Below are 25,558 nucleotides of genomic sequence, written 5' to 3'. Positions count from 1 at the left end.
CCTGCCATACTAGCGTTTACTTGCTCAGACAAAATACGTACAGCATCAACAGCATCAATATTTTTAGGGTCGTCAGGCAGTATGTCGGCTATTAGTAAATTTTGCAGCGGTTTATCTAGCATATTAGCTAGCTCAGAGAGTGAGGGCTCACCGGCATGGAATAAGTCTTTAGGGTGACCAAATAACTCCACCGATAAGTCATGAAATTCTGGCGTACCTCGATATTCAAGCATACTTAATACCGTTTTATACTCAGTGCACATTTTTCCCATATATTGAGCAATCGGATTTAACTGCCCTAGTTGGTTAATAATGTTACGGTGCAAAGTAGAAAACGCTTGGCGTAACTCGCTAGGTACAAAACCAAGGTCGCGCTGTTGATAGTATGCACGATCGATAAGTGGGTTTTTTTGACATTTCTGTCTAAAAAACTCTTCTTTAGTTTGTTTATCCCAATTAATAGCATCAAGTATCCTAATAGGCGTTTGCAATGCAATTAATTGATCCGATAACTCACGAGTTTTTAGTAGTAACGCCTTGTCTATCATGGTGTAAGCTCAACAATAAATGAGTTTTGAGCATAATTTAAAAAAGCTAAATTACAAAGCAATATCACACTTTTTTAGCTATTGTTTTTAAGATGATCGACCCTCATATCTGTATCGTATGAGTTATCAAATAAAAGGTATAAAACATGAAAAACGAACTCGACAATAAACAGATTTTAGCCGTGTATGAACGTATAATTCAAAAAGGTGAAATGACTGATGAAGGTAAGCACTATCAAGGCGTTACTGCTTATTCAGACGTAGATGGTTACACAGTATACCTACAAGGTAGCGGCGTAGAGCTGCGCTTTGGTTTTCATAATACTTACCACCTTGACTATGAACATGAAAAGCATAAAGACGACTTTTTGAAAAAATTATATAACATTGCAAACGAGAGCTAATGCACCCACGAAAACTCAGACACCGCCCTACCAGTAAGCTCAATACTACTTTTATTAACCAAGTAGTAGAAGAGCTTAGAGCTGATCCAAGCAAAGTCTCTATTATTCAAGACAATTTAGAACAGTACCGTGCTCAAACTCATTTAAAGCGTGGTTTTTTACTGGCTATAGAGCGCTTTGATTGGGTTTTTGAAGCAAGCAAAGATATTGATTTCATTTGCCAGCAAATTTTAGCTGATGACTATATTGGCAATAGACTAAGACGTTACCCTCTCCTTTTTAAAGGTGTTATTAATAATGCCTGACCTTTCCAAACCAAGCGCTTTAAAACGATAAAACCATAAAGTTTACTCTCTATATAAATTTATTAGAGCACTAAGCAATTACAGGTTTAGTGCGCTTTTGCATTAAAATAATACTATTAGTGCTCTAACTATTACTGCACTAACGATTTTTACACATTTTATTCATTTATTGCTGTAAACAAATCATTACTATTATTTAATCTCAAAAAAAACCTTTCAACACTATGTTTTATAAGTAATAAAATAAAATAAAACTTTATCTTCTTTATCGCATTAGTTGCACTTTTATTAATGATTAATCTACATTTTGGCATCTAGATATTTACCTCAACCTTGAATTGTTAGAGCTATTACCTTAAGCTTATCTTTATTGAACGTTCAATTAATAAAAATTATGCCTAAAGTTGGAATGGAACCTGTCAGGCGTCAGCAGTTAATTGACGCAACTATAGAATCTGTTGCGACGAATGGATTACAAGGAACGACTATAAACAGCATTAGTAAAAATGCAGGTTTATCGTCGGGTATTATTAGTCATTATTTTGGTGGTAAGCAGGGGCTGATTGAAGCCACTGTTCGATACTTACTAACAAGCTTAAAACAAGACTTGATAGGCAAAGTAAATCATCAAACAAATGCGACTGAACGTTTAATGTTTATTATCGAAGCCAACTTTGCGCTTGTACAACAGCGTAATGATACAACCCGAACGTGGTTAAGTTTTTGGGCGCAATCGATGCATGATGAAGAATTACACCGACTACAAAATGTAAACAGTAAACGCTTGCAAAGTAATTTAGCATTTTCTTTTAAACAATTAATGCCTATTGAGCAAGCAAATCAAGCTGCAGAACTTAGCGCCGCAATGATCGATGGCCTATGGTTAAGAGCAGTACTGAGTAAATCAGACAATAATCAGTTTAAACACTGTGAAAAGTTAGCAAAAAGCTATGTACTTTCACTTATCAAGTAATATGGAGCCTAGCGTGACTACACCTGTCTATCAAAATTTTATTAACGGCCATTTTCTTGCAAACCAGAACGGCAAAACATTTGATGTAACAAACCCAGCAACGGGCGAGGTTATTTACGCAGTAGAAATTGCCGACGAATTTATTCAAAACGCAGCCATTGAGAGTGCAAAGCAAGGTTTTGCTCAGTGGTCAGCAATGACACCCATTGAACGTAGCCGCATTTTATTAAAAGCAGTGGCTATTTTACGCGAACGTAACGATGAACTAGCACTTGTAGAAGTACTCGACACCGGTAAACCAATGCAAGAAGCAAATTGTGTTGATATTGAAACTGGCGCTGATGTAATTGAATACTTTGCAGGTCTTGCGCCAGCACAGGTAGGCCAACAACAAATGGTTGGTGATGACTTTTACTACACACGCAAAGAGCCATTAGGTATTTGTGCGGGTATTGGTGCATGGAACTACCCACTACAAATTGCATGTTGGAAGTCAGGCCCTGCTCTTGCTGCTGGGAATGCATTTATATTCAAACCATCAGAAGAAACGCCACTGGGCGCGCTTAAACTTGCAGAAGTATTTGTTGAAGCTGGCGTACCTGCAGGTGTGTTTAATGTTGTTCAAGGCGCGGGCGATGTAGGCCAGTGGCTAACGCAGCATAGCGAGATTGACAAAGTATCGTTCACGGGTGAAGTAGGCACAGGTAAAAAAGTAGTCGCAAGTGCTGCCGGTACTTTAAAAGATGTCACGATGGAACTTGGTGGGAAATCTCCACTATTAGTATTCGATGACGCCAACATTGAGCAAGCAGTTAGCGCGGCCATGTTAGGTAATTTTTATACGCAAGGCGAAATTTGTACTAACTGTACACGTATTTACGTTCATAAAAATGTATATCAGCAATTTATTGATGAGCTTAAAGCGCGCACTGAGAAAAACATTATTGCTGGCGACCCACAAGATTTAAATACTAACTTTGGCGCACTTATTTCTAAAAAGCACCAAGAACTAGTAATGAGCTACGTTAATAAAGGCATCGAAGAAGGTGCAACGCTATTAACCGGTGGTACAACGCTTTCCCCTAAATCTGCACCTAATGGCTATTTTGTAGCACCGACTGTGTTTATTGATTGTAATGACGACATGACTATCGTTAAAGAAGAAATATTTGGCCCAGTAATGAGCGTGCTTGTTTTTGACGATGAAGACGATGTTATTGCACGCGCTAACGGGACTCACCTAGGCTTAGCTGCAGGCGTATTTACTAGCGATATTAAACGTGCGCACCGCGTGATTCATAAGTTACAAGCCGGTATTTGTTGGATTAATGCATACGGTAACTCACCTGCTGAAATGCCAGTTGGCGGTTATAAGCAATCGGGTATTGGCCGTGAAAATGGTATACAAACGCTTGATCAATACACGCAAACTAAGTCTATTTATGTTGGTATGGCCGACATAGAAAGCCCATTTTAAGGCGCCCTACTATGAGTAATCATTACGACTATATTATTGTTGGCGCTGGTTCGGCGGGTTGTGTTTTAGCCAACCGTTTATCTGAAGATTCAAGTAACCGCGTGTTACTACTTGAAACTGGCGGTAGCGATAAAAGTATTTTTATAAAAATGCCAACCGCGTTATCTATTCCTATGAATAGTGACAAATACGCATGGCAGTTTCATACGCAGCCTGAGCCTCATTTAGATAACCGTGAGATGCATTGTCCTCGCGGTAAAGTATTAGGCGGCTCGTCATCTATTAATGGCATGGTGTATGTACGCGGTCACGCAAAAGATTTTGACGAATGGCAGCAACACGGTGCAAACGGCTGGGATTACCAATCGTGTTTACCGTATTTTCAAAAGGCAGAAAGCTTTTACCTTGGTGAAAATACTTACCGTGGTGGCAAAGGCCCGCTTGGCGTTAATAACGGCAACGAAATGAAAAACCCGCTTTACCGCACCTTTATCAAAGCAGGTGTACAAGCCGGTTACGCTTCTACAGATGATTATAACGCGTCGCAGCAAGAGGGTTTTGGCCCAATGCACATGACCGTAAAAGACGGCGTGCGCAGCTCTGCTTCGCGTGAGTATTTAGACCCTGTTAAATCGCGTAGTAATTTAACGATTATTACAGGTGCACTAGCACAACGCGTGATTTTAGATGGCAAGAAAGCTACTGGCATCGAATACAAAGTAAATGGCGACGTTAAAACTGCATATGCTGCAAAAGACGTTGTATTAAGTGCAGGCCCAATCGGCTCTCCACATATTTTACAACTCTCTGGTATTGGTGACACACAAGCGCTTGAAAAAGCAGGCGTTGAAGTACAGCATCATCTACCTGGTGTTGGTCAAAACTTACAAGATCATCTTGAGTTTTACTTTCAATACAAGTGTAAGCAACCTATCACGCTTAATGGCAAGCTAGGCATTGTTTCAAAAGGGTTGATTGGCGCGCGCTGGTTATTAACGCGTTCGGGTTTAGGTGCAACGAATCATTTTGAATCGTGTGCGTTTATTCGCTCAAAACCAGGTGTTGAATGGCCAGATATTCAGTATCACTTTTTACCAGCGGCTATGCGTTACGACGGTCGAAGCGCATTTGCAGGTCATGGTTTTCAAGTACATGTTGGTCATAACAAACCAAAAAGCCGTGGTAGTGTGACTATTGCTTCTGCAAATCCTGAGCAACCACCAACCATTTTATTTAATTACCTTGAGCATCAAGACGATATTGAAGGCTTTAGAGCATGCGTTCGCTTAACACGCGACATAATCGAGCAAAGTGCCTTTGATGAATACCGCGATGAAGAAATTCAACCAGGTAAACATATTCAAACAGATGAAGAAATAGATGCCTTTGTACGCCAAGCCGTAGAAAGTGCCTACCACCCTTCTTGCTCATGCAAAATGGGTGAAGATGATATGGCCGTTGTTAACTCAAATACGCAAGTACATGGTATTGAAGGATTACGTGTTGTTGACTCATCTATATTCCCAACGGTTCCTAACGGAAACTTGAATGCGCCTACTATTATGGTTGCCGAAAAAGCAGCTGACATAATTTTAGGTAAAGACCCATTACAGAAATCGGATGTGAATGTTGCCATAACAAAAAACTGGCAAGAAACACAACGTAGTACGGAGATCTAACTTTAGCCACATGCTCAGGTTTAGTCTCGTCGGGCTAAACCAATGCGTGCCTTGCAGTGGCACACGATGTAAATAGGTTACGTTGTGTTAATGCGAGAATAAAACAATAAAATACGGAGTGCTTATGAATTATTTTTATTCATTACTGGAGGGTAACAATGACTATTTGGCTTAATGCAGGGATCATTTTTACCTTACTTGCCATTATCACTATTTTAATTAAATGGGGTAATGTTCGCGTAGTAGGTGTAACACCAGTTCGAACCTTTACGTTTATAGCAATACTATTTACTTCTGGCCTTGATGTTGGCCTTATCATGTTTCCTTTAACTGAGTTTGCAGGTTATGCAGACATAAAAGCAAGCCCAGAATACGCGTTTGCAAATCCACTGGCTATTGAGTTTGGCTACTGGGGATTTTTGATCTGGGGGTTTTACTTTCTTACGTGCTTTTATTTCTGTGTAATAGAACCTAAAGTGAAATTTTTCGAAATTCCTTGGGTTAAATTTATCAATAACGTTGTAATTATTGGTACATGTGCATTTACCGCTTATTTATTGCTTACAAACCTACCATGGTATTTACCCGAATTAGGTGATGGAACAAGTATAGTTTCTGAGTTTTATTTAATTGTGTTTGCAGCTATCTGTTTTGCTGTGTACTCAAGTACTGATATTAAATATGTACGTATTTTAAGTATTTCTACTACGTGGTTATTTTTAGTATTAATCGCCTTTATGTGGGCTGGCGCATTTGTGATCGGTGATAGTCAAATGTCAGCATTTACAGATAACTTAGGCTCTATTGGTACTTACTTTGCTAATATTAATGAATTTGTTTTACCACTTAATGATTACCATGAATTTTACTTATTTTGGTGGTTCGCATGGAGCATAATGATTGGTCAATTTACATCACGCTTTGTTGGTGGACTTAAAACATACCAAGTATTGGCTGCAATGTTGATTTTCCCTTCTATTCCTATCGCAATTTGGTTTAGTGTACTTTATCACTACCACGAAGCGGGCATTCCAACTCAAGGTATTAAAAACTTTGCTATGGTATTTGTAGGTATTGTATTTGTAATTAACTCACTCGATTCGTTAGTGCGTTTATATACAGATAACCTAAACTTTACCGTAAAGCGTTTTGGAAAAATGAAATACATAGTCGGAAACATTGTTGCTTTATCACTACTTACACTATTGTTTAAATTGGAATTTTTACAAATTCAGTGGGTAGGTGCATTAGTTATTGGCTTGTTCTTTATCTGTGCTGCTTTTATTGGTTACAGTAAATTTAAAACAGTAACGAATATAGATAGCTCACCAAAAGCAAACGAAATTGATTACACAAAAATTGACACAGTACACTAGGGATAAATAATGAATAACAAACTAAAACAACTTGCAGTAGCACTACCATTTGCGCTTTTATCAACAACTGCAGCAGCTGATTGGTCAACAACAATCACTGCAGCGTCTGACTACACTTTTAATGGTGTAACACAAACAGATAGCGATCCTGCAATTCAAGGTAGCTTGGACTATGCCTTTGACAGCGGTGTTTACGCAGGTGTATGGGCTTCAAATGTAGATTTTGGTGACGACACTGATTTTGAACTTGATGCCTATGTAGGTAAGTATGTGCAACTTGATGAGCAATTTAGCGTTGACTACGGTATAGCTTATTACACGTACCAAGGTAATAACAGCGATGGAAACTACGCTGAAGCTTACACAAAATTTGGTTACGCAAGTGAGTACGGACAAACTGAGCTTAACTTTTGGTACAGCTGGGATTACTTTGGAACAGGCGCCGGTCATGTAATTTCAATGGTTGCTCACACTTATGAACTAGCTCCAAACCACGCACTACGTGCAAGTTTTGATATTTCAAATTCACTTGATGGCGATAAGTTTCAGTGGGATGGCGCTAAGGGTGATAAATCATACCACCACTATCGCTTGGCATACCAAACAAGCTACGAAGGTTTTGGTATTGAAGTGGCTGCTGAAAACACAAGCTTAGATTACGATTATGCTGATGAGCGTATCGTACTTGCTGTTTCTCGCACATTTGATCTTTAATACAATTATTACTGATTAAACAAAAATGCCACTCTATTTAGAGTGGCATTTTTATTTATAAACTAACTAACTAACTAACAATATCCCAAGCACTTGTACCCGATGCTGAAAGGTTACTGGTGTTATTGCGTAATACTTTATTACCTACATTAGCTGATGACTCAGGTCGGCTTACTAAATAACCCTGAACAGAACTCACACCCATTTTTTTAACAAGTTCAAACTGCCCTATTTCTTCAACGCCTTCAGCCACAATTTTAAGACCTAACTTTTTCCCTAGATCACTAATTGTATTTAATATGTCGTTATATTTTTGGCTCTTATTAGCTTGAGATATAAACGAGCGATCAATTTTAATAACATCTATTGGTAAATCAGCTAATGTACTTAACGAGCTAAAACCTGTACCAAAATCATCAATTGCAATGGTAATGCCCTCTTCTCTTAATCTACTTAAGTCTTTAATTATTTTAGGGCTGGCTTTAATGAATGTAGATTCAGTAATTTCAAGCATCAGAGACGTAGCTGGTAAGCCGGTTTTTTTAAGCTTCTTCATTACCCAATCATAAATATCACGGTGCTTTAATTGAATGCCCGAAACATTAACTGATATTTTCACTTTGCGCATACCTGCATTGTGCCATGCAGCCATCTGTCTACACGATTCAAGCATAATCCAATCGCCAAGCTCTAATATTAAATTAGATTCCTCTGCTATTGGAATAAATTCTGAAGGGGGGATCATACCCTCAACTGGGTGATCCCATCGGGTAAGCGCCTCAAAATAATCAATCATACAATCTTCAACATGTACAATCGGTTGAAAAGATAAGTAAAAATCTTTACATGCGACCGCTAAACGCAGCTCTTCAAGTAAATAATGGTAACGGCGCATTTTGTTACCCATTTCTGGTGAGTAAACTTTAAATATCCCCTTACCATCGCTTTTAGCCCTATACATAGCCACGTCAGCTAATTGCAAAAGAGCCTGCGGCGTTGATGCACTTTCTGGATAAGACGCAATACCAATGCTGGCACTAATTTTTACTATTTTATTACCTAGCACAAAGTCTTTTTCAAGCTCACTAAGCACGTGTTTAGCAATTTCAACAACTCTGTCGCTATCATCAAGTAACTCTATAAAAATGGAAAATTCATCTCCTCCCAACCTCGATAAGTTTTGCTCTAATTGGTTAGCACTATTTATGTTACTTAATTTATGGTGGCGTAGAACATTGGCAAGGCGAGTAGCAACTTGAACTAATATTTCATCACCAAAACTATGACCAAATGAGTCGTTTACTTGTTTAAAGCCATCAAGGTCGATAAACAGGAGTGCACATTTGAGATCTTCTTGGTTAGCATGATTAATTTGTCTGTCGATATGTTCAATATAAGCATGGCGGTCAATTAACAGCGTCAGTTTGTCTTGGCATATACTGGTTTGTGTTTGTTTTACATAATTAGCAACATGCGTATTTAAACTATTTATAGACTGACCTAAGCTGCTTACACCCAAAGGGTTCTCAGCTGGTTTTACTTGCAAGTTAAATGCAGTTAATAAGCTATTGGCTTGAAGGTTAAGCTCTGCTATCTGATTTTTATAGTGGCGCTTTCTGCGCTCCCTACGTAAATACAAACCAGATCCGAATACTAAAATACATAAGAGTAAAAAGTTAATAGGTGATGCAAGCGTCATTACAATTAGCTTATTTGAATCAGCTGCTACAAACTGGGTCTCAGTGGTTTTAATAAGTAAAAAATCGGCAGTAGGCTGCTCAATAATATAATGGCCATTCAAAATGGGGTTATACCAAGGAGCCATTTCAAGAGTGGTATTAGTTATTTCGAAACTTCGTATATCAATACTGGTATTAAATAAATTTATACGGTTGATCTGATTCGTTAACTCTATGTTTATACAAAAACAAAATAGAATTATAATTAGAAAAATAAAACCGAGCGGTTTAAGTTTACTCATAAAAAAAATCCATCTATTTTGCTTCTCCCATTAAACCCATCACCAAAAAACGAATTATATCGCCTGCATTTAGTACTAAGCAAGCATTGATATAATCCTAAGCCATTAGAATAACAAAAAACTGTAACAATAACGGATTAACTCACTCAATTTAATATAGTATAGGTGGGATTAACAAAAATAAACAAAAAGGTTTCAATTGTTTAAAATTTAATACATACCGTCAATAAGCTCTATAATTTTTCTTCAGCGTCAATCTAGGCCACACCATTGCAGCCTTTAGTATCTGTCTTTGATAATCCTTTCTGACATTCCCGATGCTTTAATACAACATTTCCTAAAATTATTCTTCAACATCATGCCTTGTTAAAAAACCTAGGAATGTAACAATTATCGCAGATACAATTATTATTTTAATATTTAAAGCTGCCATGCATAGCTAACTTTTGTAAAAAATGTACGTTGATCTCGCTCAATATTTTTAAGAGAATCGTCTTGGTAACCTCTATCTGAGTAACCCAAATAAAACAACGTTTGTGCATTAATTTTATATGAGTAAACAAGCTGACTACCGTAGTCTTTATTGATTTGGCTAACTTGGTAAAAATAGGCGTTTTCGTCTCTATCAATGTCTTCAAATTGTAAAATTAATTTAAGAATTGAACGCATACTAAATTTATAATGAAGTCTAAAATCGACTAGGTTAGCAGTAAATACACGATCCCCTTGCGGATTATCTAATTGGCTGTAGTTATGTTTTACATCGAGTTGCCAATGGTCGTTAATGTCCCACACCACTTGGGTTTGAGTGTCAAACGCATCGCCTAGTTGCTCATTTGCATAATCAATGCGGCTAGCGTATTCAATATATAACGAAAGCTTTAAATCTTTAGTGGGTTTAAAACCGGTGTAAATAAAACCAATATTTTGATTATAAAAATTATCGTTATAGTTTTCATAACGGTGCACTAAACCAATTTCAAAAATAGATTGCTTTTGGCCTTTGAAGCTTAAAAAGCCTTCGTATTCTTCTTCAAGTAAGTCGCCGTTTTGCGCCCACGTTTTATCCCAGTCAGCTTCGTATGACCATGAGGTAAGTAAATCAGACTCATCTCTGTACCATGTTTGTCCACCACCAAAGCCTACTTTTTCATAATCTACTTTAGCTTGATAACCTAAATCAGTGCGATAGTCCTGCCCAATATTTTCATACGATGCAAACAATTTGTAATCACGTTTATCGCGCGTAAGTTCTAGGGCATATGCTTCATCTGACTGAGTTTCAGATAGGTTATAATTTTGAATTAAAAATTCAGAGTTACGTGTATCAGCAGATGATACTTGATACAAAAGAGTGTCCGATTGATTAAACCAGTAGCTACCGTCCACTGATAATACAGTGTTGTGATAGTCATCACTTTCTCTGTGCGTGCTTGAAATGCCAATAGTGCCTTGCTGACCTAAGTCATATTGATAACGCCCAGCGGCCGCATTCGTTTTTTTGTTTAGGCTTGCAAAGCCTGAGCCCTGATTCGTAGGCAGTAAAATATTACTATTGTCGTCGTCAGCGAGCATCAAAGCATAACTATGATCACCCGTTTTACCCGTCAGCTTTGCACCTAAGGTAGGCTCTGCAATTGTACGCGTGTATAAGAGCTCAAATAAACTGCTTTTAAAGTAAGAAGCACCATCTAAAAAGAAAGGTCGTTTTTCGGCGTAATAAATAGAAAATGTTGTATTTACATCAAGCTCTAAAGAGTCTGTTTCTACTTGCGAAAAATCTGGATTGATCGTCGCATTTAAAACAGCGTCCTTGGTTAAACCCCAACGCAAATCTAAGCCCACTTCGGTATCAATATCGCCATTATCCCAGTTGCCCGGTAATTCAGATTTATTATCGTTACGAAGTGCGGTCAATGTAGGTGTTAATTGAATATTTTTACTCGATTCAATATCGCTAAAACCCACTAACTTATCAAACTGACAAAGGCTACATTTTATATTTCTATCAAACCCCATATTTGATAGCTGATATAAAACATCACGTTGATAGTTTCTCATGACTGAAAAACCCCACGTTAGCTCTTTTTCATTTTCAGGAAAGCGCAGTGCCTTAAAAGGAATACGCATTTCAACAACGTAACCTTTCTCGTTAATTTGCCCTGCGCTATCCCAAATAGCATTCCATGAGATATCTGAACTCCACCCATCGGTGTCGGTCATTCTTATATCGCCTTGTGCACCAAGGGGATTCACATGAAATTCATAACCACTGCGTTCATCATTAAATGTATCAATAACAAGAATAACTACGTCGTCTTCCCACAGCGTATCGCGGTCACGAAGTGATGCACGAATTTGCTCAGGGTTTGGATCCTCTGCAATAAAGGCAACATATAAGTTTGTGCCATCTTCGTAAATAAAAGCATCAGTTTTTACAGGAGGTGTGCCTTTTTCGTTAGGCTCATCTTGGTAGAGTAGAGGTATACGTGTCGCGTTTTTCCAGTGCGCTTCATCCATAACACCATCAATAGTGATATTTGAATCAATACGAGATAAGGGTACTTGCTGTTTACTAGCCGCTACATCAAGGCTTGAGAGTAATAAAACGAAACTTAAAAATAGGAAGGTAAACTTTTTTATTATAGTTATAAAGTACTGCATAAACATCCATTTAGACTGTAATTACTCATAGGGAGTAACTTAAGCTGGGGATTGTAATTTATCCAGGTACATTTGTTAATACTTTGAAATGAAAAATTAACTATTTAATGATAAAGGAGTAACTAATGTTACCCATCAAGTTTCGAGTAGTTTAAGCTTATTGTCTATACCATTCCATACATCAGCGTCCTCTGGTGCAGGTTTAACCTCTGTAATGCGCGGCCAGACCAATGCGAGTTCAGCATTTAATTCTGTGAACTCTTTTTGAGATTCTGGTAGCTCATCTTCTTGGTATATTGCATCAGCTGAACATTCAGGGACACATAAACCGCAATCGATACAATCAATCGGGCTAATAGCTAAAAAATTAGGGCCTTCAAAAAATGCATCTGCTGGGCACACTGACACGCAATCGGTGTACTTGCATTTTATACAATTTTCGGTGACTACAAACGCCATACTATTTTAATACCTAAGATTTTAAACAACAGTTGTGGATCATACCCATCCACCCCAAAAATACAATAAATAAGTGCCATATCACCCTATTTTAACGTAAAATACGCGCCTTATGTTTGCACACCCATTGTGCCCTGCATTCCCTTATTGTGAGCGGTAATAATACCCCGCTATGACACCTAAAAGAGATATAAATGATACGTTTAACCGAAATAAAGCTGCCACTTGATCATGACGAAGATGCAATTGGTCAAGCAATTGTAAATAAACTAAAAATCCAACCAGAACAATTGCACAGTTTTAATGTGTTCAAACGTGGTTATGACGCACGTAAAAAATCAGCTATTTTACTTATTTATACACTCGATATAGAAGTTGATAACGAAGCCAAGCTACTCTCAGCATTTGAAAAAGACCAACATGTAAAAGTAGCGCCAGACACAAACTATAAATTTGTAGCCCAAGCCAGCGAAAATATAACAGAGCGCCCTGTCGTTATTGGTTTTGGCCCTTGTGGTTTATTTGCAGGCTTATTACTTGCTCAAATGGGTTTTAATCCCATTATATTAGAGCGCGGTAAAGAAGTACGTGAACGTACAAAAGACACGTTTGGATTTTGGCGTAAACGTACACTTAATACAGAATCAAACGTACAGTTTGGTGAAGGTGGCGCAGGTACTTTTTCAGATGGTAAATTATACAGCCAAGTAAAAGATCCAAAACATTATGGTCGTAAAGTCATTACTGAATTTGTAGAAGCTGGCGCACCAGATGAAATTTTATACGTAAGTAAGCCACATATTGGTACATTTAAACTTGTCACCATGATTGAAAAAATGCGTGCTCGTATAATCGAACTCGGTGGTGAAATTCGCTTTAGTACACGTGTTGACGACATTCATTTAGATGATGGGCAAGTAACAGGCTTAACGCTTTCAAATGGTGAGCAGTTAAATACTCGCCATGTTGTATTAGCTGTAGGTCACAGTGCTCGTGACACGTTTGACATGATCCACAAAAAAGGCATTTACGTTGAAGCAAAGCCATTCTCAGTCGGTTTTAGAATCGAACATAAACAATCAATGATCGATGAATGCCGTTTTGGTACAAATGCCGGTAACCCTATTTTAGGCTCTGCCGATTATAAACTTGTTCACCATTGTGATAATGGTCGCACAGTTTACAGCTTTTGTATGTGCCCAGGCGGTACTGTTGTAGCGGCAACGTCTGAAGAAGGACGTGTAGTAACCAATGGCATGAGCCAATATTCGCGAAGTGAGCGCAATGCTAACAGCGCTATTGTTGTAGGTATTTCTCCAGAGCAGGATTTTCCTGGTAATCCGCTTGCTGGTATAGACTTACAACGTAAACTTGAAGAGCAAGCGTATGAGCTTGGTGGTAGCAACTACGATGCACCAGCACAATTAATTGGTGACTTCTTAAAAGGTAGATCATCTGCAGAGTTAGGTGAAGTACAACCATCTTACACCCCCGGTATTAAGTTAACTGATTTAAGTAAGGTACTACCGCAATTTGCTATTGATGCTCTTCGCGAAGCTATACCTGCTTTTAATAAACAAATCCGTGGTTTTTCTACTAATGACGGTTTACTAACTGGTGTTGAAACACGTACTTCGTCGCCAATCAGTATTAAACGCGATAAAACGTTCCAAAGCATTAATACTAAAGGGCTTTACCCTGCTGGTGAAGGTGCAGGTTACGCTGGCGGTATTTTATCAGCGGGTATTGATGGTATTAAAGCAGCTGAGGCGGTTGCGCTGTCTATGCTAGAAAACGCTTAAACCTCTTTTTTAAGCTGTTTATCGAAAAGCCTCACTTTGTGAGGCTTTTTTGTGCTAAATGTATAGAAAATAATAACAATCCAAGCACCTCAACAATGATCAAAACATTTACCTTTTCGCTGCTTAGTGTATTAGCAATTTTTAACACTAAAGCACAAGAACTAAAAACCATCGGTGAAATTCACAGTGCATATAAAAATAATTCTATTAATGCACAGCAACTCACCCAAAATTATATAGACCGAATTAATAAACTTAATCCACAATATAATGCGGTTATTAGCTTAGAGCCTACAGCACTTGCTCAAGCTAAAACGTTAGATGAACTTGCCACTAAAGGAACTTGGGCTGGACCATTACATGGAATACCTGTACTTCTTAAAGATAATATAGAAACTAGAGGCACCCTTCCCACAACGGCTGGCTCTTTAGCACTTAAAAATAACGTTACTAATAATGATGCTTTTGTTGTTAAACAACTACGAAATGCGGGCGCTATAATTTTAGGTAAAGCTAATTTAAGTGAGTGGGCAAATTTTCGTTCATCCTATTCATCTTCGGGCTGGAGTGCTGTAGGCGGACAAACACATAATGCGCACGATGTAACACGTAACCCATGTGGTTCTAGTGCAGGCTCTGCTGTTGCGGTAGCACTTAACTTTGCGCCTATAGCATTAGGGACTGAAACAGACGGTTCAATTACGTGCCCTGCCTCAGTAAATGGAGTTTATGCAATAAAACCGAGTATGGGCCAAGTATCACGCTCAGGCGTTGTGCCTCTTTCAAGTAGCCAAGATTCAGTAGGGCCGATGGCGCATTCACTTAAAGATTCGCTGCTGGTTTTATCTGTTTTGCAAGGTGAAGACTCCCTTGATGCGACAACTACAGGGTTTGAATTAAAAACAGGTAATCTAAAATCAAAATCATCACTTATTATTGGTGCACTGCCTAGCGACAAATTTACAGTTGAAACGCAGCGCCTTTATGCCAAGCAGTTACAAGCATTAAAACAGGCTGGGCACACTGTTATTAATGTAGATATTACTGATAACTTAGATACGCTATTTGCTGATGAATACTATATTTTACTCTACGACTTTAAAGCCGAAATTAATCATTACCTCGCAAACACTCCAACACAAGTGGCTGTTAAAAGCCTAAAAGCACTTATTAATTTTAATATTCAAAATAAAAAAACAGAAATGCCCCACTTTGAGCAAGACATCCTAGTTCAATCACAGGCTATTGATTTAACTAACAAACAAAAATACCAGGAGACTAAAGAACGCTATCGCACTTTAGCAACGACAGCCATTGTTAATGTATACAAAAACAACAAGCTTGATATTGTTATAGCGCCTACAGTATCCCCCGCCTGGAAAACTGACTTAGTTAATGGTGATAATTTTAATGGCAGTAGTAGTTCGTTATCTGCTATTGCTGGCACAACGCACATAACCCTACCGGTCGGAAAAGTAAGTGGTTTACCGGTTGGTTTGTCCATAATAGCAAATAAAGAGGACGAGCAAGCGGCTTATTTATACGCAAATATTATTGACGAGGTGTTATCACCAGGCACAAAAAAACCTGAGTAAACTCAGGTTTTTTTTAAACTAAACGGCGTAACTATGACTTTTTAAGTGACAGTTTTTCGCCTTTTAAGCTTTTACGAACGCTTGAAATACGTGAGCGATTTACTGCTCTCGCTTCACCGGTTGCTTGTCCTGATAACTTGTTAGAACGTGTACGGCGTAAATGCGCTGGTTTTTTACCAATTTTATCAATTAGTACTTCACGGTTACTTACTTCATAACCTTCTAAATATACACGTTTGATTTTTTGGCCGATTAGCGTTTCAATTTCAAACAAAGTGTTTTCTTCTTCACGGCTAACAAATGAGATTGCTTGACCTTGGCGACCAGCACGACCTGTACGGCCAATACGGTGAACGTAATCTTCTGCAAGCCATGGTAAATCAATATTAATTACACGAGGTAAGCCATCAATATCAATACCACGAGCAGCGACTTCTGTAGCCACTAATACGCGTACCTTGCCTTCTTTAAATTCACGTAAAGCACGACGACGGTTACCTTGAGATTTATCACCGTGGCAAACGCCTGCCGGGATACCATCAAGATTAAGCTCTTTAACAAGCTCATCAGCTGTTTCTTTCATGTTTACGAAGACAAGCACTTGTTGCCAGTTTTTCTTACCAATCAATTCAGAAAGTAGCTCTTGCTTACGACGTTCTTCAACTGGGTAAACAACATGCTCAACGGTGCTTGCTGTACTGTTAGTTTGATCAACACGCACTATTTCAGCTTGTTTCAATACTTTAGATGCAAATTGTTTAATTGCTGCAGGGAATGTAGCAGAGAAAAGTAAAATCTGGCGCTCTTCTGCACAGCTTTTAATAACGTTTTGCATATCTTCAATAAAGCCCATATCAAGCATACGGTCAGCTTCATCAAGAACAAGGTGCTTAACACTTGCAAGGCTTAAGTTACCTAAACGAATATGATCAAATAAACGACCTGGCGTTGCAACAACAATATCTACACCTTCTTTTAAAGCATTTGCTTGGCCGGCAGTGCTAACACCACCAAATAAGCTAACGACTTTAAGTGATGTATGCTTTGCAAAATCTCTAAAATTATTTGCAATTTGTTCTGCAAGTTCACGCGTTGGAGCAAGTACTAATGCATGAGGTGCATTAGTTGTGCTGAGTTCAGACTCAACCAATTTTTGGATGATAGGTAAAGCAAACGCGGCAGTTTTGCCGGTACCAGTTTGTGCACTGGCTAAAACGTCTTTACCTTTACGAACAGCAGGAATTGCTGCGCGCTGAATGGGCGTAAGGGTGTGATAGTTAAGTTCGTCCAACGCCTGGATGATTTCAGGAGCGAAACTAAAAGATTTAAAATTCATGCTGTATAACCTACGGCCACATTATCAAGGGTCGCAAATTATACAGTAAAAACGAGCTAACAGTTAGTCATAACTTATCTTTTAACGTGTTTAATCTACTTTATAGCGTTTAAATATTAAAGAGGTGTTAATACCACCAAACGCAAAGTTATTACTCATCACGTAATCGGTATTAATCTCACGCCCTTGATGCCTTATGTAATCAAGCTGAGCACATTCGTCATCAACGTTATCTAAATTAATTGTTGGTGCAAACCAGTTATCAGCCATCATATTAATGCTTGCCCATGCTTCTATTGCACCACAAGCACCTAATGTATGCCCCAAATAACTTTTTAACGAGCTAATAGGTTTGCTGCCCAATGCTTTAAACGTTGCGTGAGACTCGGCAATATCACCTTTATCTGTTGATGTACCATGCGCATTAACGTAACCAATTTTTCCTGGTTCTAAATTGGCATCTTGCAGTGCCATTTCTATCGCTAGTTGCATTGTTTTTGATGTTGGTTGAGTAACATGCTGTCCATCAGAATTACAACCAAAACCAACCACCTCAGCTAATATTGTTGCTCCGCGCGCTTTTGCATGTTCGTATTCTTCTAAAATAAGTGTACCCGCGCCTTCGCCTATCACTAAGCCATCGCGATTTTTATCAAAAGGTCTTGGTGTTTGTTTTGGTGTTTCATTTTTTGTAGATGTTGCATAAAGCGTATCAAATACTGCAGCCTCTGTGATGCATAATTCCTCTGCTCCACCAGCCACCATTATTTTTTGTCGGCCAAACTTAATCGCTTCATAGGCGAAGCCTATTCCTTGAGATCCCGATGTACAAGCAGAGCTTGTTGTTATAACACGCCCTTTTAAACCAAAAAACACACCAACATTTACAGGGGCAGTATGCGCCATCATTTTAATGTAACTCGTGGCTGTTACACCTGACATCGACCCCGTTTCCATCATATTTGCAAAGGCGAGTAATGGCTCAGTAGAGCCAGTAGATGAGCCATACGCTATACCCGTAGAGCCATCTGTTAGACTGTCGTGCTCGAGTAATTTGGCTTGTTCAAGTGCGCATTCAGTAGCACGAGTTGACATAAGTGACACTCGCCCCATTGAACGGATTTGTTTTCGTTTGTAATGACTTGGTCGCTCAAAGTGTTTAACTGGCGCGGCTAAACGAGTATTGAGGTCGTCAGCTATATCCCACTCTGGCATAGTAACAACAGCATTTTCGCCTTTAATTAAGGCTTTTTTGAATTCAGTCCAATCATCGCCCAATGCAGTGACCACCGACATGCCTGTTACAACAACGCGTTTAATCAAACCATGCCACCATTAACCGAAATTACTTGGCGTGTTATGTAAGCTGCATCATCAGACATTAAAAAAGCGACTGTTCCCGCAACTTCTTTAACGCTCCCCATGCGTTTAAGGGGTATCATTTTCATCATTTCATCAATAGGTAATTCATCAGTCATCGCGGTTTCTATTAAACCAGGTGCCACACAATTAACTGTGATTTTGCGTTTTGCCAATTCTAATGCAAGTGCTTTAGTGGCCCCAATAATACCGGCTTTTGCTGCACTATAATTTACTTGCCCTCGGTTACCTGCAATACCTGACACCGATGACATTGTAATTATTCGCCCACCTTTACGGCTTTGTACCATAGGCATTACAGTTGGGTGTACTACATTATAAAACCCATCAAGGCCTGTACGTATTACACAATCCCAGTCTTCCCCTTGCATAGCAGGAAATGCCATATCGTTAGTAATACCTGCATTACACACCACGCCATAATAAGCGCCATGCTGAGCTATATCTTCTATTATTTGTGCTTTGGCCTGCTCTCTGTCACATACATCAAATTGTAATAAACTGGTGGCTCTACCTAATGCATTAATTTCATCGCATGTTGCTTGAGCTTGCTCAACACCCGCTCTGCAATGTACGGCAATATCAAACCCTTGCTCAGCAAGTTTTAACGCAATAGCTTTACCAATACCACGGCTTGAACCCGTAACTAAAATTCTTTTTGTCATTGATTTTCTCTTATAAATTCCAACGGGTTTTCAGGCTGAAATACATTAATTTTTGCTTGGCAAAGTAGAGTTTCACACACGAGTATTTGGCATTCAAATACACTTAAACCTGACTCTTCTTGATATAGCTTTTTCACTTCAATAGTCAGCTTACTGCCGTTTTTAAAACACGGTTGATAAGTTTGATATTTTCGCGTGCCAATTAAAAAACCAATTTTTACAGGTTTATTTTCATCATTCGCTAACGCACCAGCGTAAGCAGCAATAGACTGCGCCATGTACTCAACACCAATATAGCTAGGTACGCCGTTAATTGCAGGACTAAAAAAAGGGCTTTGCTCAGAGATAGTAACGCCGCATTGAGCTTCATCTTCGCTGTGTGTTAAAAGGCTATCTATTAAAATCATAGGCGCATCATGCGGGACTACTTGCTCTATAGGGTAATTAGTCAACGTTAACTCCCAATATTAAGCTGGCATTATTACCGCCAAACGCAAATGAATTAGATAAGCAGTATTTAAGAGCGGGCTTAAACGCTTGTTTTATTATTTTTATATCAGCCAAATCACTGCCTTCTTTAATCACGTTATATGGCAGCATATGTTGGCCGCTGTCTTTTAATAATAACCAACATATACCGGCTTCAATGGCGCCTGCAGCACCAAGAGTATGCCCTGTTAAATGCTTACTTGAGCTAAGCGGGGTATTGTTGCCAAACACGCGATTAATTGCAAGTGCTTCCATTTCGTCATTTTTTACAGTAGCCGTACCGTGAGCGTTAATATAATCAATATCACCACAGGATAATTTTGCGCTTTTTAGTGCTTTTTCCATTGAGGCTTGGGCGCCCATCCCATTAGGATCGGGGGCTGACATATGATGCGCATCTGAGCTTTCGCCACTGCCTAGTAACGTAACGCCGTTATTTGTTATTGGCTTATTTTTAGTCATTACAAATAAAGCGGCCCCTTCACCAATATTAATGCCGTCTCTGGTGCTAGAAAAAGGCTGGCATAAACCCGAGCTTAAAGAAGCGAGCGAGTCAAAGCCATTAATTGTTAATTGGCACAAACTATCCGCTCCACCACAAATTACCACATCGGCTAAATCAGCATTTAGCAAAGCTCGAGCGCTAATTAACGCTTTGCTACTCGACGTGCACGCAGTAGAAATACTGTAACAAGGCCCTAGAGCCCCTATTTTATGTGCAATGTAATGAGCGGGTGTTGCCAACTCTTGATCACTGTAACTAAAGTCATCAGGCCAGAGTTTTGTACTTTCATAGCTTTTACGTGCTCTTTCGCCATCATGAATACCTGATGTACTAGTACCCATTACAATTGCGATACGCGACTTATCAATATGCGAAAGTTTATCTAAGGTTGGCTTAATCTGCTCTAAAGCTAGATCAATAAATGTATTGATACGTTTATTATTTGATAAAGCAATAGACTGAACTTGCCCGACATACAGCGGAGTTTGCTCAGCACTTAAACTTTTATTTAAAGTTAATAAAGGAGTTGCAGGGTTATATTTATTTAAGCTTGTTGTAGTTGCATCTTGGCCTATGCCCATCGCACTCACAATGCCTAAATCATTCAGCCAATATGTCACTGTGCTACCTTTTTAAATGTTATTTGATACTGATGTAAAATATTGTTCAACGTTGTCGAATCATCACTATAGTCAATGGTGATAAATGTACCCTCATCGTTAAATACTTCCCGATTAGAGCCAACCTGCTTTATTAAAGCACCCTCTAACTGCTTTTGTAAAAATGCTACTGGCCAATGTACTAATGCAATATCCGCTAAAATATAATGAGGGTCTATCCCTTCTACCGCCAGCATATTTCGTGTTTTTACTGGGCCATTTAAAGGTTTTTCAAGCTCCATAATTGGAAAGCCTTGCACTGTCATTAACAATAACTTAATTGCACCTTTGTCATTTATAGCTAATTGGGCAAATACAGTGTGTGTGTTTTGCTGATTCGTAATATACAAAACATGCTGCCAAGACTTATCAAACATTTGTGCTGGCACGCTATTAATATTTAATTGAATATTAGGTGATAGATACACTCTATTTTTAGATGCTGTAAAACTCGTACATGCGCTCAATACAGCAAATATAAATACACTACACACCGCATACTTAATTAATTTTGACATAACTGAGCCAACACATTTAAACGGCGTTCACTTTGTGCAACAAATGGGTTATTTGTATCCCATGCGTAGCCCGCTAAAATAGCACTAATCATTTCTCGCACCTGAGTATTTTGTTCAGAGTAAAATATCACATCCTGAAAACGCGTATCGTACCACCCTGTTACAAATGTTCTAAAACAATCGACTCCAGCTTGTAATGGCTGTGCGTAGTGAGCGTCAAAATCGACGACTTCGTTTTTTAAATAGCGATCAACAAGTGGGGCAACTAAATTTGCAGATTTGAGTGCAATTGTTACACCTGATGAAAATACCGGGTCTAAAAATTCCCCCGCATTACCCAATAAAGCAAAGTGCTTACCATATAACTTACTCACATTTGCCGAGTAGCCTTTTATATTTTTTGCTGGAGTTAATAACTCACGCTGTGCTAACAGTGTTTTTAAATAAGGGTCTTGCTCTATAAATTGATTTAGTAAATCGCTAGATTCATCATCATTAAAACGCTCTGACTGCGCCACAACCCCAATACTCGCAGTACCATCACTAAAGGGAATAAGCCAATACCACACGTCTGAATATTGAGGGTGTACGGTAATCAAAATTTTATTTCGATCGAAGCTTGTATCACTAATATTGTCTTTAAAGTGACTAAAATAAGCGCTTCGAACAGGAAAGTTAGAAGGAAGCTCTAAATCTAACAATTTTGGTAATACACGCCCAAAGCCACTTGCGTCCAATACAAATCGGGCATTAACGCGATAAGCTTGCTGCTGCTCATTGTGTACCACTAATGATGCACCATTTGGCTCATCACAGTAGTCAACCACCGTGTGCTTATATCTGATTTCTACGCCTTGTCCTTGTGCTTTGTCTGCTAATAATTTGTCAAAGTCGGCTCTTTTCACTTGATACGTAGTGCCTGGGCCTTTAGTAAATTTTTCAGTGAAATTTATAGTTGTATTTTGCCCTGCCCGATGAAAAGCAGCGCCATCTTTAAACTGAAAACCTAAAGCCGCTGCATTGTCATGTAGTGTATCGATTAAGCCCGCGTCTTCTAAGTACGCCATACATTGCGGCAGTAAGCTTTCACCAATTGAAAAACGTGGAAACGCCTGCTGTTCAAGTACCAGTACCCGCCATCCTTTTTGAACTAAAAGACTACTAGCCAATGCACCCGAAGGCCCAGCGCCAATAACAACAACATCGTACTGCTCAAGGTTATTCAAATTATTGTTCCTTTTGAGGCTTTAAAACACTCAGCGGTGATAAAAAGTAAATAGCTAAAATCCCTACCATTACACTCAGTCCAAAGCTAAAAATAGCGGGTGTATCAGATGCACTCAACATGCCAAATACCCACATTGATGACGCAGCCGATAAGCTAATCGCCAACACATTTTTGGGCTCTAACTTATTTATTTGATAAAAAACGAGGTAATCAATTGCTAAGGCAATAACAAGTAACGCACCGAGTAAATTAAATAACGACAAGCTACCTTGAATCGCATTACATACCCAAAGCATGCTCAACACCACAACAGATAAAATGGTCACCTGCAGCAGCGCTATCTTAATCGTAAATCGCCAACTAAAAAGCAGCCAACTAATAAAACCCGCAAGCACTAGGCTTAATAGTAAATATTCACGGTAATCACTTAATAAAGCACTAATTTGCTTAGGTTTATTATAAAGGTAAATTCCATTGTTTTTTTCAACCTCATTAATTAGTTGATCAGATGAAATACCCGAAATAGACACCCACGTTATCGATTGTTCTGACTCAACAACCATTTGAGAAAGCAATAATGGTTTAAATGTACTCGTGGCGAGTGTTTCATAAGTTAATAACGGTGCTTTTGTACTTGCTAACGCTTGCCCTGTAACGCGCTCAGCAATATTCAAAGTTCCTTTATTTTTAGCCTGTTCAAACAAGACTTGGTTGTGCCTCTGTTTTTGTAAACTAGGCAACCAATGGCTAATGCTATTATGTTTAAAATTAGGGTTTAGTTGCGTTAAGCGGTTTAAAAATTGTTCTTGTTTTTGTAAAAGCGCTTCGTCGCTATCTGCAAACATAAAAACAATTTGGCTATCCCATTGCCCAAGTAATAACAAATGCTTTTTTTCGTTTAGCATTAGATGCTCGGGGCTCGCGTTTAATAGCTTTACATCATCATTAAAGCTAATAGGTTTTATTAAAAATAACGCACTTATAAGGGCTAATAACGTAATTAGTATTGGCTTTTTTAAACTATTGCAGTGTAAAAAAACCTGAATGAGCTTTTGACTCATCAATAAACTCGAAGGCGATAACGTGAGTGTAGATTGCCACAATGGCAAAACTAAAACTGTAAATAGCCAAGCACTCACCAAACCCGCAATAACAAACACACAGACTTGAGATAATAACGTTAGTGGCGCACCTAGTAAGCAGAGATAACCCAGCGTAGTAGTAATAAGAGATAGTAAAAGCGCAGATTGTGTCCCTCTGCTGTAGCCTTTTTCATGCTCTTTTTTGGCTAAGTCTGTCATACCATGAAATGCATAATCAATGGCAATACCAATCAAGGTAACTGCAAAAACAAGCGTTAATAAATGAATAGTATTAAACAGCAACACCATAGCGATAGCGCCGCCAATAAGTGCACTTAGTACGGTAAAGCTTGCCAATAAAATACTGTTTAAACGCCTAAATACCCAAAATACCATAACAATAAGGGCTAATAAGCTAATGCCACCAAACAGGCTCATCTCGTATTTAGCTTGTTTAGCATTTTCAGCCGTATGAAATAGCACACCAGAGTAAGTAATGCTTAAATCAGGGTAGGTTTTATTAAGGATATTGATCTGTTTAATTATTGTATCTGCTAAATCAATTGATTTATTAACCCCTAAATATTCAGGCGCTAAATTTGCCAAAATAACACGGTATTCAATGCCTTTTAAACGTCGAGTTAAACGACCTTGTTCAAGCGTAAACAATTGGCTTTGTCTTAAGTTATCTTCTATAAATGCCGCTAAGCTCAAACTTGTATCTTTGCTTAAGGTAGCACTTACAAATGGGTTGCCTAACTGATTTAATTGCTCAAGGTAATAATGTTCAAACGTTGTTTTTTCGCTTAATATTTGCTTGTAAGTATCACTTAATAACGCATGTTTGAAAGGTGAGAATGTTTGCGCTAAATCGTTAACGGACGGAAAGTTAAATGTGCTTTTAATTTCATTAACGTCAAGCCATTTTTGGAAATCATCAAATGCTTTATTTTTATTATTTCCTGCAAATGAGAACATAATACGGTTAGCATTTTGCTGAAAAAAGACATCTTCCGCATGTGCAATTTGGGAGTGCGACTTTGGCAATAAGCTAAACATATCGGCGCTAAACGTTGGTTTAGACAACCAAAAAGCAGCAGCAAAAAGTAAAATTAAACTGCTAAACCACCCAACAATAACGGTAATTCGTTTTGTCATTGCACTATTCCCTTAATTAACCACTGCATTATTTAAAAACATAATTTTATTTGGGATAAGTAAACTCAATTTTTGTTTTATTTCCTGAGTGCTCATTTAGTACAATACTGCTCACTTGCTTAGCAGCTTCACATAAAATAAAATCACTAAATAATTGCTGTAACATCGCTTCTTTTGGTGTTAACTGTGTGCAGCTACCTTGCATTTTAGCAATATCAAAACGAGTTTCCAGCGCACTCATATTTACGCTGAGTAAGTCACTCAGTAATCCTACAAATTGCTCACTACCGGGTTGTGGTATTAACTCACCATTAGCATTTTGTGCAAGCACTTTGCCGTTTTCTATTATGAGCATGCTCTCAACAGGCATTTTCACTTGCCAAATGAGCTTTTCATCAATCAACGAAAAAACACCCGACGAAATAAAAGGTTTAGCAAATCCATTAAATTGCTTATATTGCTTAAACTCACCTTTAATTGGTGCTGCATTTACTACAGAGCAAAACAGTAAAAAGCTAATGGCTACACTCAATGTAAAACATTTTAATAAATTCATCTAAA

22 protein-coding genes are annotated in these 25,558 nt (G+C 38.5%); 9 read left to right on the top strand and 13 right to left on the bottom strand.

Annotated features, from left to right (window positions below; translation table 11 throughout):
* Positions 1 to 548, bottom strand: a 548-nt coding sequence (locus tag L656_RS0115830) for a tyrosine/phenylalanine carboxypeptidase domain-containing protein (protein ID WP_024599932.1), incomplete at its 3' end; no start/stop codon positions are given.
* Between the two features lie 146 nt (positions 549 to 694).
* On the opposite strand from L656_RS0115830, the gene L656_RS0115825 reads away from it, so the two are divergent.
* From L656_RS0115825 to L656_RS0115795, 7 genes are all read left to right on the top strand, one after another.
* Positions 695 to 952, top strand: coding sequence for a DUF3081 domain-containing protein (locus tag L656_RS0115825; protein WP_008169639.1), 258 nt, complete (start codon positions 695 to 697; stop codon positions 950 to 952).
* The gene (locus L656_RS0115820) at positions 952 to 1,257 is read left to right on the top strand and encodes a hypothetical protein (protein WP_024599931.1); all 306 of its coding nucleotides are present in this window, start codon (positions 952 to 954) and stop codon (positions 1,255 to 1,257) included. The genes L656_RS0115825 and L656_RS0115820 overlap by 1 nt, the downstream gene beginning before the upstream one ends.
* A 409-nt stretch (positions 1,258 to 1,666) precedes the next feature.
* Positions 1,667 to 2,230, top strand: a complete 564-nt coding sequence (gene betI, locus L656_RS0115815) for a transcriptional regulator BetI (RefSeq protein WP_080668972.1) — start codon at positions 1,667 to 1,669, stop codon at positions 2,228 to 2,230.
* Between the two features lie 13 nt (positions 2,231 to 2,243).
* Positions 2,244 to 3,707, top strand: coding sequence for a betaine-aldehyde dehydrogenase (betB, locus tag L656_RS0115810; RefSeq protein ID WP_024599930.1), 1,464 nt, complete (start codon positions 2,244 to 2,246; stop codon positions 3,705 to 3,707).
* 11 nt (positions 3,708 to 3,718) lie between these two features.
* On the top strand, positions 3,719 to 5,386 hold the full coding sequence (betA, locus tag L656_RS0115805; protein WP_024599929.1) for a choline dehydrogenase: 1,668 nt from the start codon (positions 3,719 to 3,721) through the stop codon (positions 5,384 to 5,386).
* A gap of 158 nt (positions 5,387 to 5,544) precedes the next feature.
* Positions 5,545 to 6,762, top strand: a complete 1,218-nt coding sequence (locus L656_RS0115800) for a BCCT family transporter (protein WP_024599928.1) — start codon at positions 5,545 to 5,547, stop codon at positions 6,760 to 6,762.
* A 9-nt stretch (positions 6,763 to 6,771) separates the two neighbouring features.
* Entirely contained in the window at positions 6,772 to 7,476 is a 705-nt protein-coding gene (locus L656_RS0115795; protein WP_024599927.1) for a TorF family putative porin, read from the top strand.
* A gap of 70 nt (positions 7,477 to 7,546) precedes the next feature.
* Here L656_RS0115795 and L656_RS0115790 read toward each other — a convergent pair whose 3' ends face one another.
* The 3 genes from L656_RS0115790 to fdxA form a co-directional block, all read right to left on the bottom strand.
* Entirely contained in the window at positions 7,547 to 9,301 is a 1,755-nt protein-coding gene (locus L656_RS0115790; RefSeq protein WP_414704784.1) for a putative bifunctional diguanylate cyclase/phosphodiesterase, read from the bottom strand.
* A 576-nt stretch (positions 9,302 to 9,877) separates the two neighbouring features.
* Positions 9,878 to 12,121 carry a carbohydrate binding family 9 domain-containing protein gene (locus L656_RS0115785; protein WP_024599925.1) on the bottom strand — a complete coding sequence of 748 codons (2,244 nt, stop codon included), beginning with the start codon at positions 12,119 to 12,121 and terminating at the stop codon, positions 9,878 to 9,880.
* 135 nt (positions 12,122 to 12,256) lie between these two features.
* The gene (fdxA, locus tag L656_RS0115780) at positions 12,257 to 12,580 is read right to left on the bottom strand and encodes a ferredoxin FdxA (RefSeq protein WP_024599924.1); all 324 of its coding nucleotides are present in this window, start codon (positions 12,578 to 12,580) and stop codon (positions 12,257 to 12,259) included.
* 194 nt (positions 12,581 to 12,774) lie between these two features.
* Between fdxA and L656_RS0115775 the strand changes: the two genes are divergently transcribed.
* A complete protein-coding gene (locus L656_RS0115775; protein WP_024599923.1) occupies positions 12,775 to 14,382 on the top strand; it encodes an NAD(P)/FAD-dependent oxidoreductase in 1,608 nt (535 codons plus the stop codon).
* 95 nt (positions 14,383 to 14,477) lie between these two features.
* The gene (locus L656_RS0115770; protein ID WP_024599922.1) at positions 14,478 to 15,977 is read left to right on the top strand and encodes an amidase family protein; all 1,500 of its coding nucleotides are present in this window, start codon (positions 14,478 to 14,480) and stop codon (positions 15,975 to 15,977) included.
* Positions 15,978 to 16,008: 31 nt separating this feature from the next.
* Here L656_RS0115770 and L656_RS0115765 read toward each other — a convergent pair whose 3' ends face one another.
* The 9 genes from L656_RS0115765 to L656_RS0115725 form a co-directional block, all read right to left on the bottom strand.
* Entirely contained in the window at positions 16,009 to 17,313 is a 1,305-nt protein-coding gene (locus L656_RS0115765; RefSeq protein WP_002958629.1) for a DEAD/DEAH box helicase, read from the bottom strand.
* A gap of 90 nt (positions 17,314 to 17,403) precedes the next feature.
* Positions 17,404 to 18,633 (bottom strand): beta-ketoacyl-ACP synthase, encoded by a 1,230-nt coding sequence (locus L656_RS0115760; protein WP_024599921.1) that lies wholly within the window; start codon positions 18,631 to 18,633, stop codon positions 17,404 to 17,406.
* Complete coding sequence (fabG, locus tag L656_RS0115755) at positions 18,633 to 19,358, bottom strand: 3-oxoacyl-ACP reductase FabG (RefSeq protein ID WP_007580797.1); 726 nt, start codon at positions 19,356 to 19,358, stop codon at positions 18,633 to 18,635. The genes L656_RS0115760 and fabG overlap by 1 nt, the downstream gene beginning before the upstream one ends.
* Positions 19,355 to 19,810 carry an ApeP family dehydratase gene (locus L656_RS0115750; RefSeq protein WP_024599920.1) on the bottom strand — a complete coding sequence of 152 codons (456 nt, stop codon included), beginning with the start codon at positions 19,808 to 19,810 and terminating at the stop codon, positions 19,355 to 19,357. The genes fabG and L656_RS0115750 overlap by 4 nt, the downstream gene beginning before the upstream one ends.
* Positions 19,803 to 20,972, bottom strand: a complete 1,170-nt coding sequence (locus tag L656_RS0115745; RefSeq protein ID WP_024599919.1) for a beta-ketoacyl-ACP synthase — start codon at positions 20,970 to 20,972, stop codon at positions 19,803 to 19,805. The genes L656_RS0115750 and L656_RS0115745 overlap by 8 nt, the downstream gene beginning before the upstream one ends.
* Complete coding sequence (locus L656_RS0115740) at positions 20,969 to 21,529, bottom strand: DUF3261 domain-containing protein (protein WP_024599918.1); 561 nt, start codon at positions 21,527 to 21,529, stop codon at positions 20,969 to 20,971. The genes L656_RS0115745 and L656_RS0115740 overlap by 4 nt, the downstream gene beginning before the upstream one ends.
* Positions 21,517 to 22,755, bottom strand: coding sequence for an NAD(P)/FAD-dependent oxidoreductase (locus L656_RS0115735; RefSeq protein ID WP_024599917.1), 1,239 nt, complete (start codon positions 22,753 to 22,755; stop codon positions 21,517 to 21,519). Before L656_RS0115735 ends, L656_RS0115740 begins: the two co-directional genes overlap by 13 nt.
* A gap of 1 nt (position 22,756) precedes the next feature.
* A complete protein-coding gene (locus L656_RS0115730) occupies positions 22,757 to 24,997 on the bottom strand; it encodes an MMPL family transporter (protein ID WP_024599916.1) in 2,241 nt (746 codons plus the stop codon).
* 46 nt (positions 24,998 to 25,043) lie between these two features.
* Positions 25,044 to 25,553: an outer membrane lipoprotein carrier protein LolA gene (locus L656_RS0115725; RefSeq protein WP_024599915.1), complete on the bottom strand. Its 510-nt coding sequence runs from the start codon at positions 25,551 to 25,553 to the stop codon at positions 25,044 to 25,046.
* Between the last annotated feature and the right edge of the window lie 5 nt (positions 25,554 to 25,558).

This window comes from Pseudoalteromonas sp. TAE56, from assembly GCF_000497955.1.
In the GTDB taxonomy this organism is placed as follows: Bacteria; Pseudomonadota; Gammaproteobacteria; order Enterobacterales; family Alteromonadaceae; genus Pseudoalteromonas.
This window is presented reverse-complemented; position numbering and strand designations above follow the sequence as displayed.

Bases quoted from the DNA above. Each gene is read 5' to 3' on its own strand.
- L656_RS0115825 (WP_008169639.1), top strand. From the start codon at position 695: ATGAAAAACGAACTCGACAATAAACAGATTTTAGCCGTGTATGAACGT.
- L656_RS0115820 (WP_024599931.1), top strand. From the start codon at position 952: ATGCACCCACGAAAACTCAGACACCGCCCTACCAGTAAGCTCAATACT.
- betI (WP_080668972.1), top strand. From the start codon at position 1,667: ATGGAACCTGTCAGGCGTCAGCAGTTAATTGACGCAACTATAGAATCT.
- betA (WP_024599929.1), top strand. From the start codon at position 3,719: ATGAGTAATCATTACGACTATATTATTGTTGGCGCTGGTTCGGCGGGT.
- L656_RS0115800 (WP_024599928.1), top strand. From the start codon at position 5,545: ATGACTATTTGGCTTAATGCAGGGATCATTTTTACCTTACTTGCCATT.
- L656_RS0115795 (WP_024599927.1), top strand. From the start codon at position 6,772: ATGAATAACAAACTAAAACAACTTGCAGTAGCACTACCATTTGCGCTT.
- L656_RS0115790 (WP_414704784.1), bottom strand. From the start codon at position 9,301: ATGGCTCCTTGGTATAACCCCATTTTGAATGGCCATTATATTATTGAG.
- L656_RS0115785 (WP_024599925.1), bottom strand. From the start codon at position 12,121: ATGCAGTACTTTATAACTATAATAAAAAAGTTTACCTTCCTATTTTTA.
- fdxA (WP_024599924.1), bottom strand. From the start codon at position 12,580: ATGGCGTTTGTAGTCACCGAAAATTGTATAAAATGCAAGTACACCGAT.
- L656_RS0115775 (WP_024599923.1), top strand. From the start codon at position 12,775: ATGATACGTTTAACCGAAATAAAGCTGCCACTTGATCATGACGAAGAT.
- L656_RS0115770 (WP_024599922.1), top strand. From the start codon at position 14,478: ATGATCAAAACATTTACCTTTTCGCTGCTTAGTGTATTAGCAATTTTT.
- L656_RS0115765 (WP_002958629.1), bottom strand. From the start codon at position 17,313: ATGAATTTTAAATCTTTTAGTTTCGCTCCTGAAATCATCCAGGCGTTG.
- fabG (WP_007580797.1), bottom strand. From the start codon at position 19,358: ATGACAAAAAGAATTTTAGTTACGGGTTCAAGCCGTGGTATTGGTAAA.
- L656_RS0115740 (WP_024599918.1), bottom strand. From the start codon at position 21,529: ATGTCAAAATTAATTAAGTATGCGGTGTGTAGTGTATTTATATTTGCT.
- L656_RS0115730 (WP_024599916.1), bottom strand. From the start codon at position 24,997: ATGACAAAACGAATTACCGTTATTGTTGGGTGGTTTAGCAGTTTAATT.
- L656_RS0115725 (WP_024599915.1), bottom strand. From the start codon at position 25,553: ATGAATTTATTAAAATGTTTTACATTGAGTGTAGCCATTAGCTTTTTA.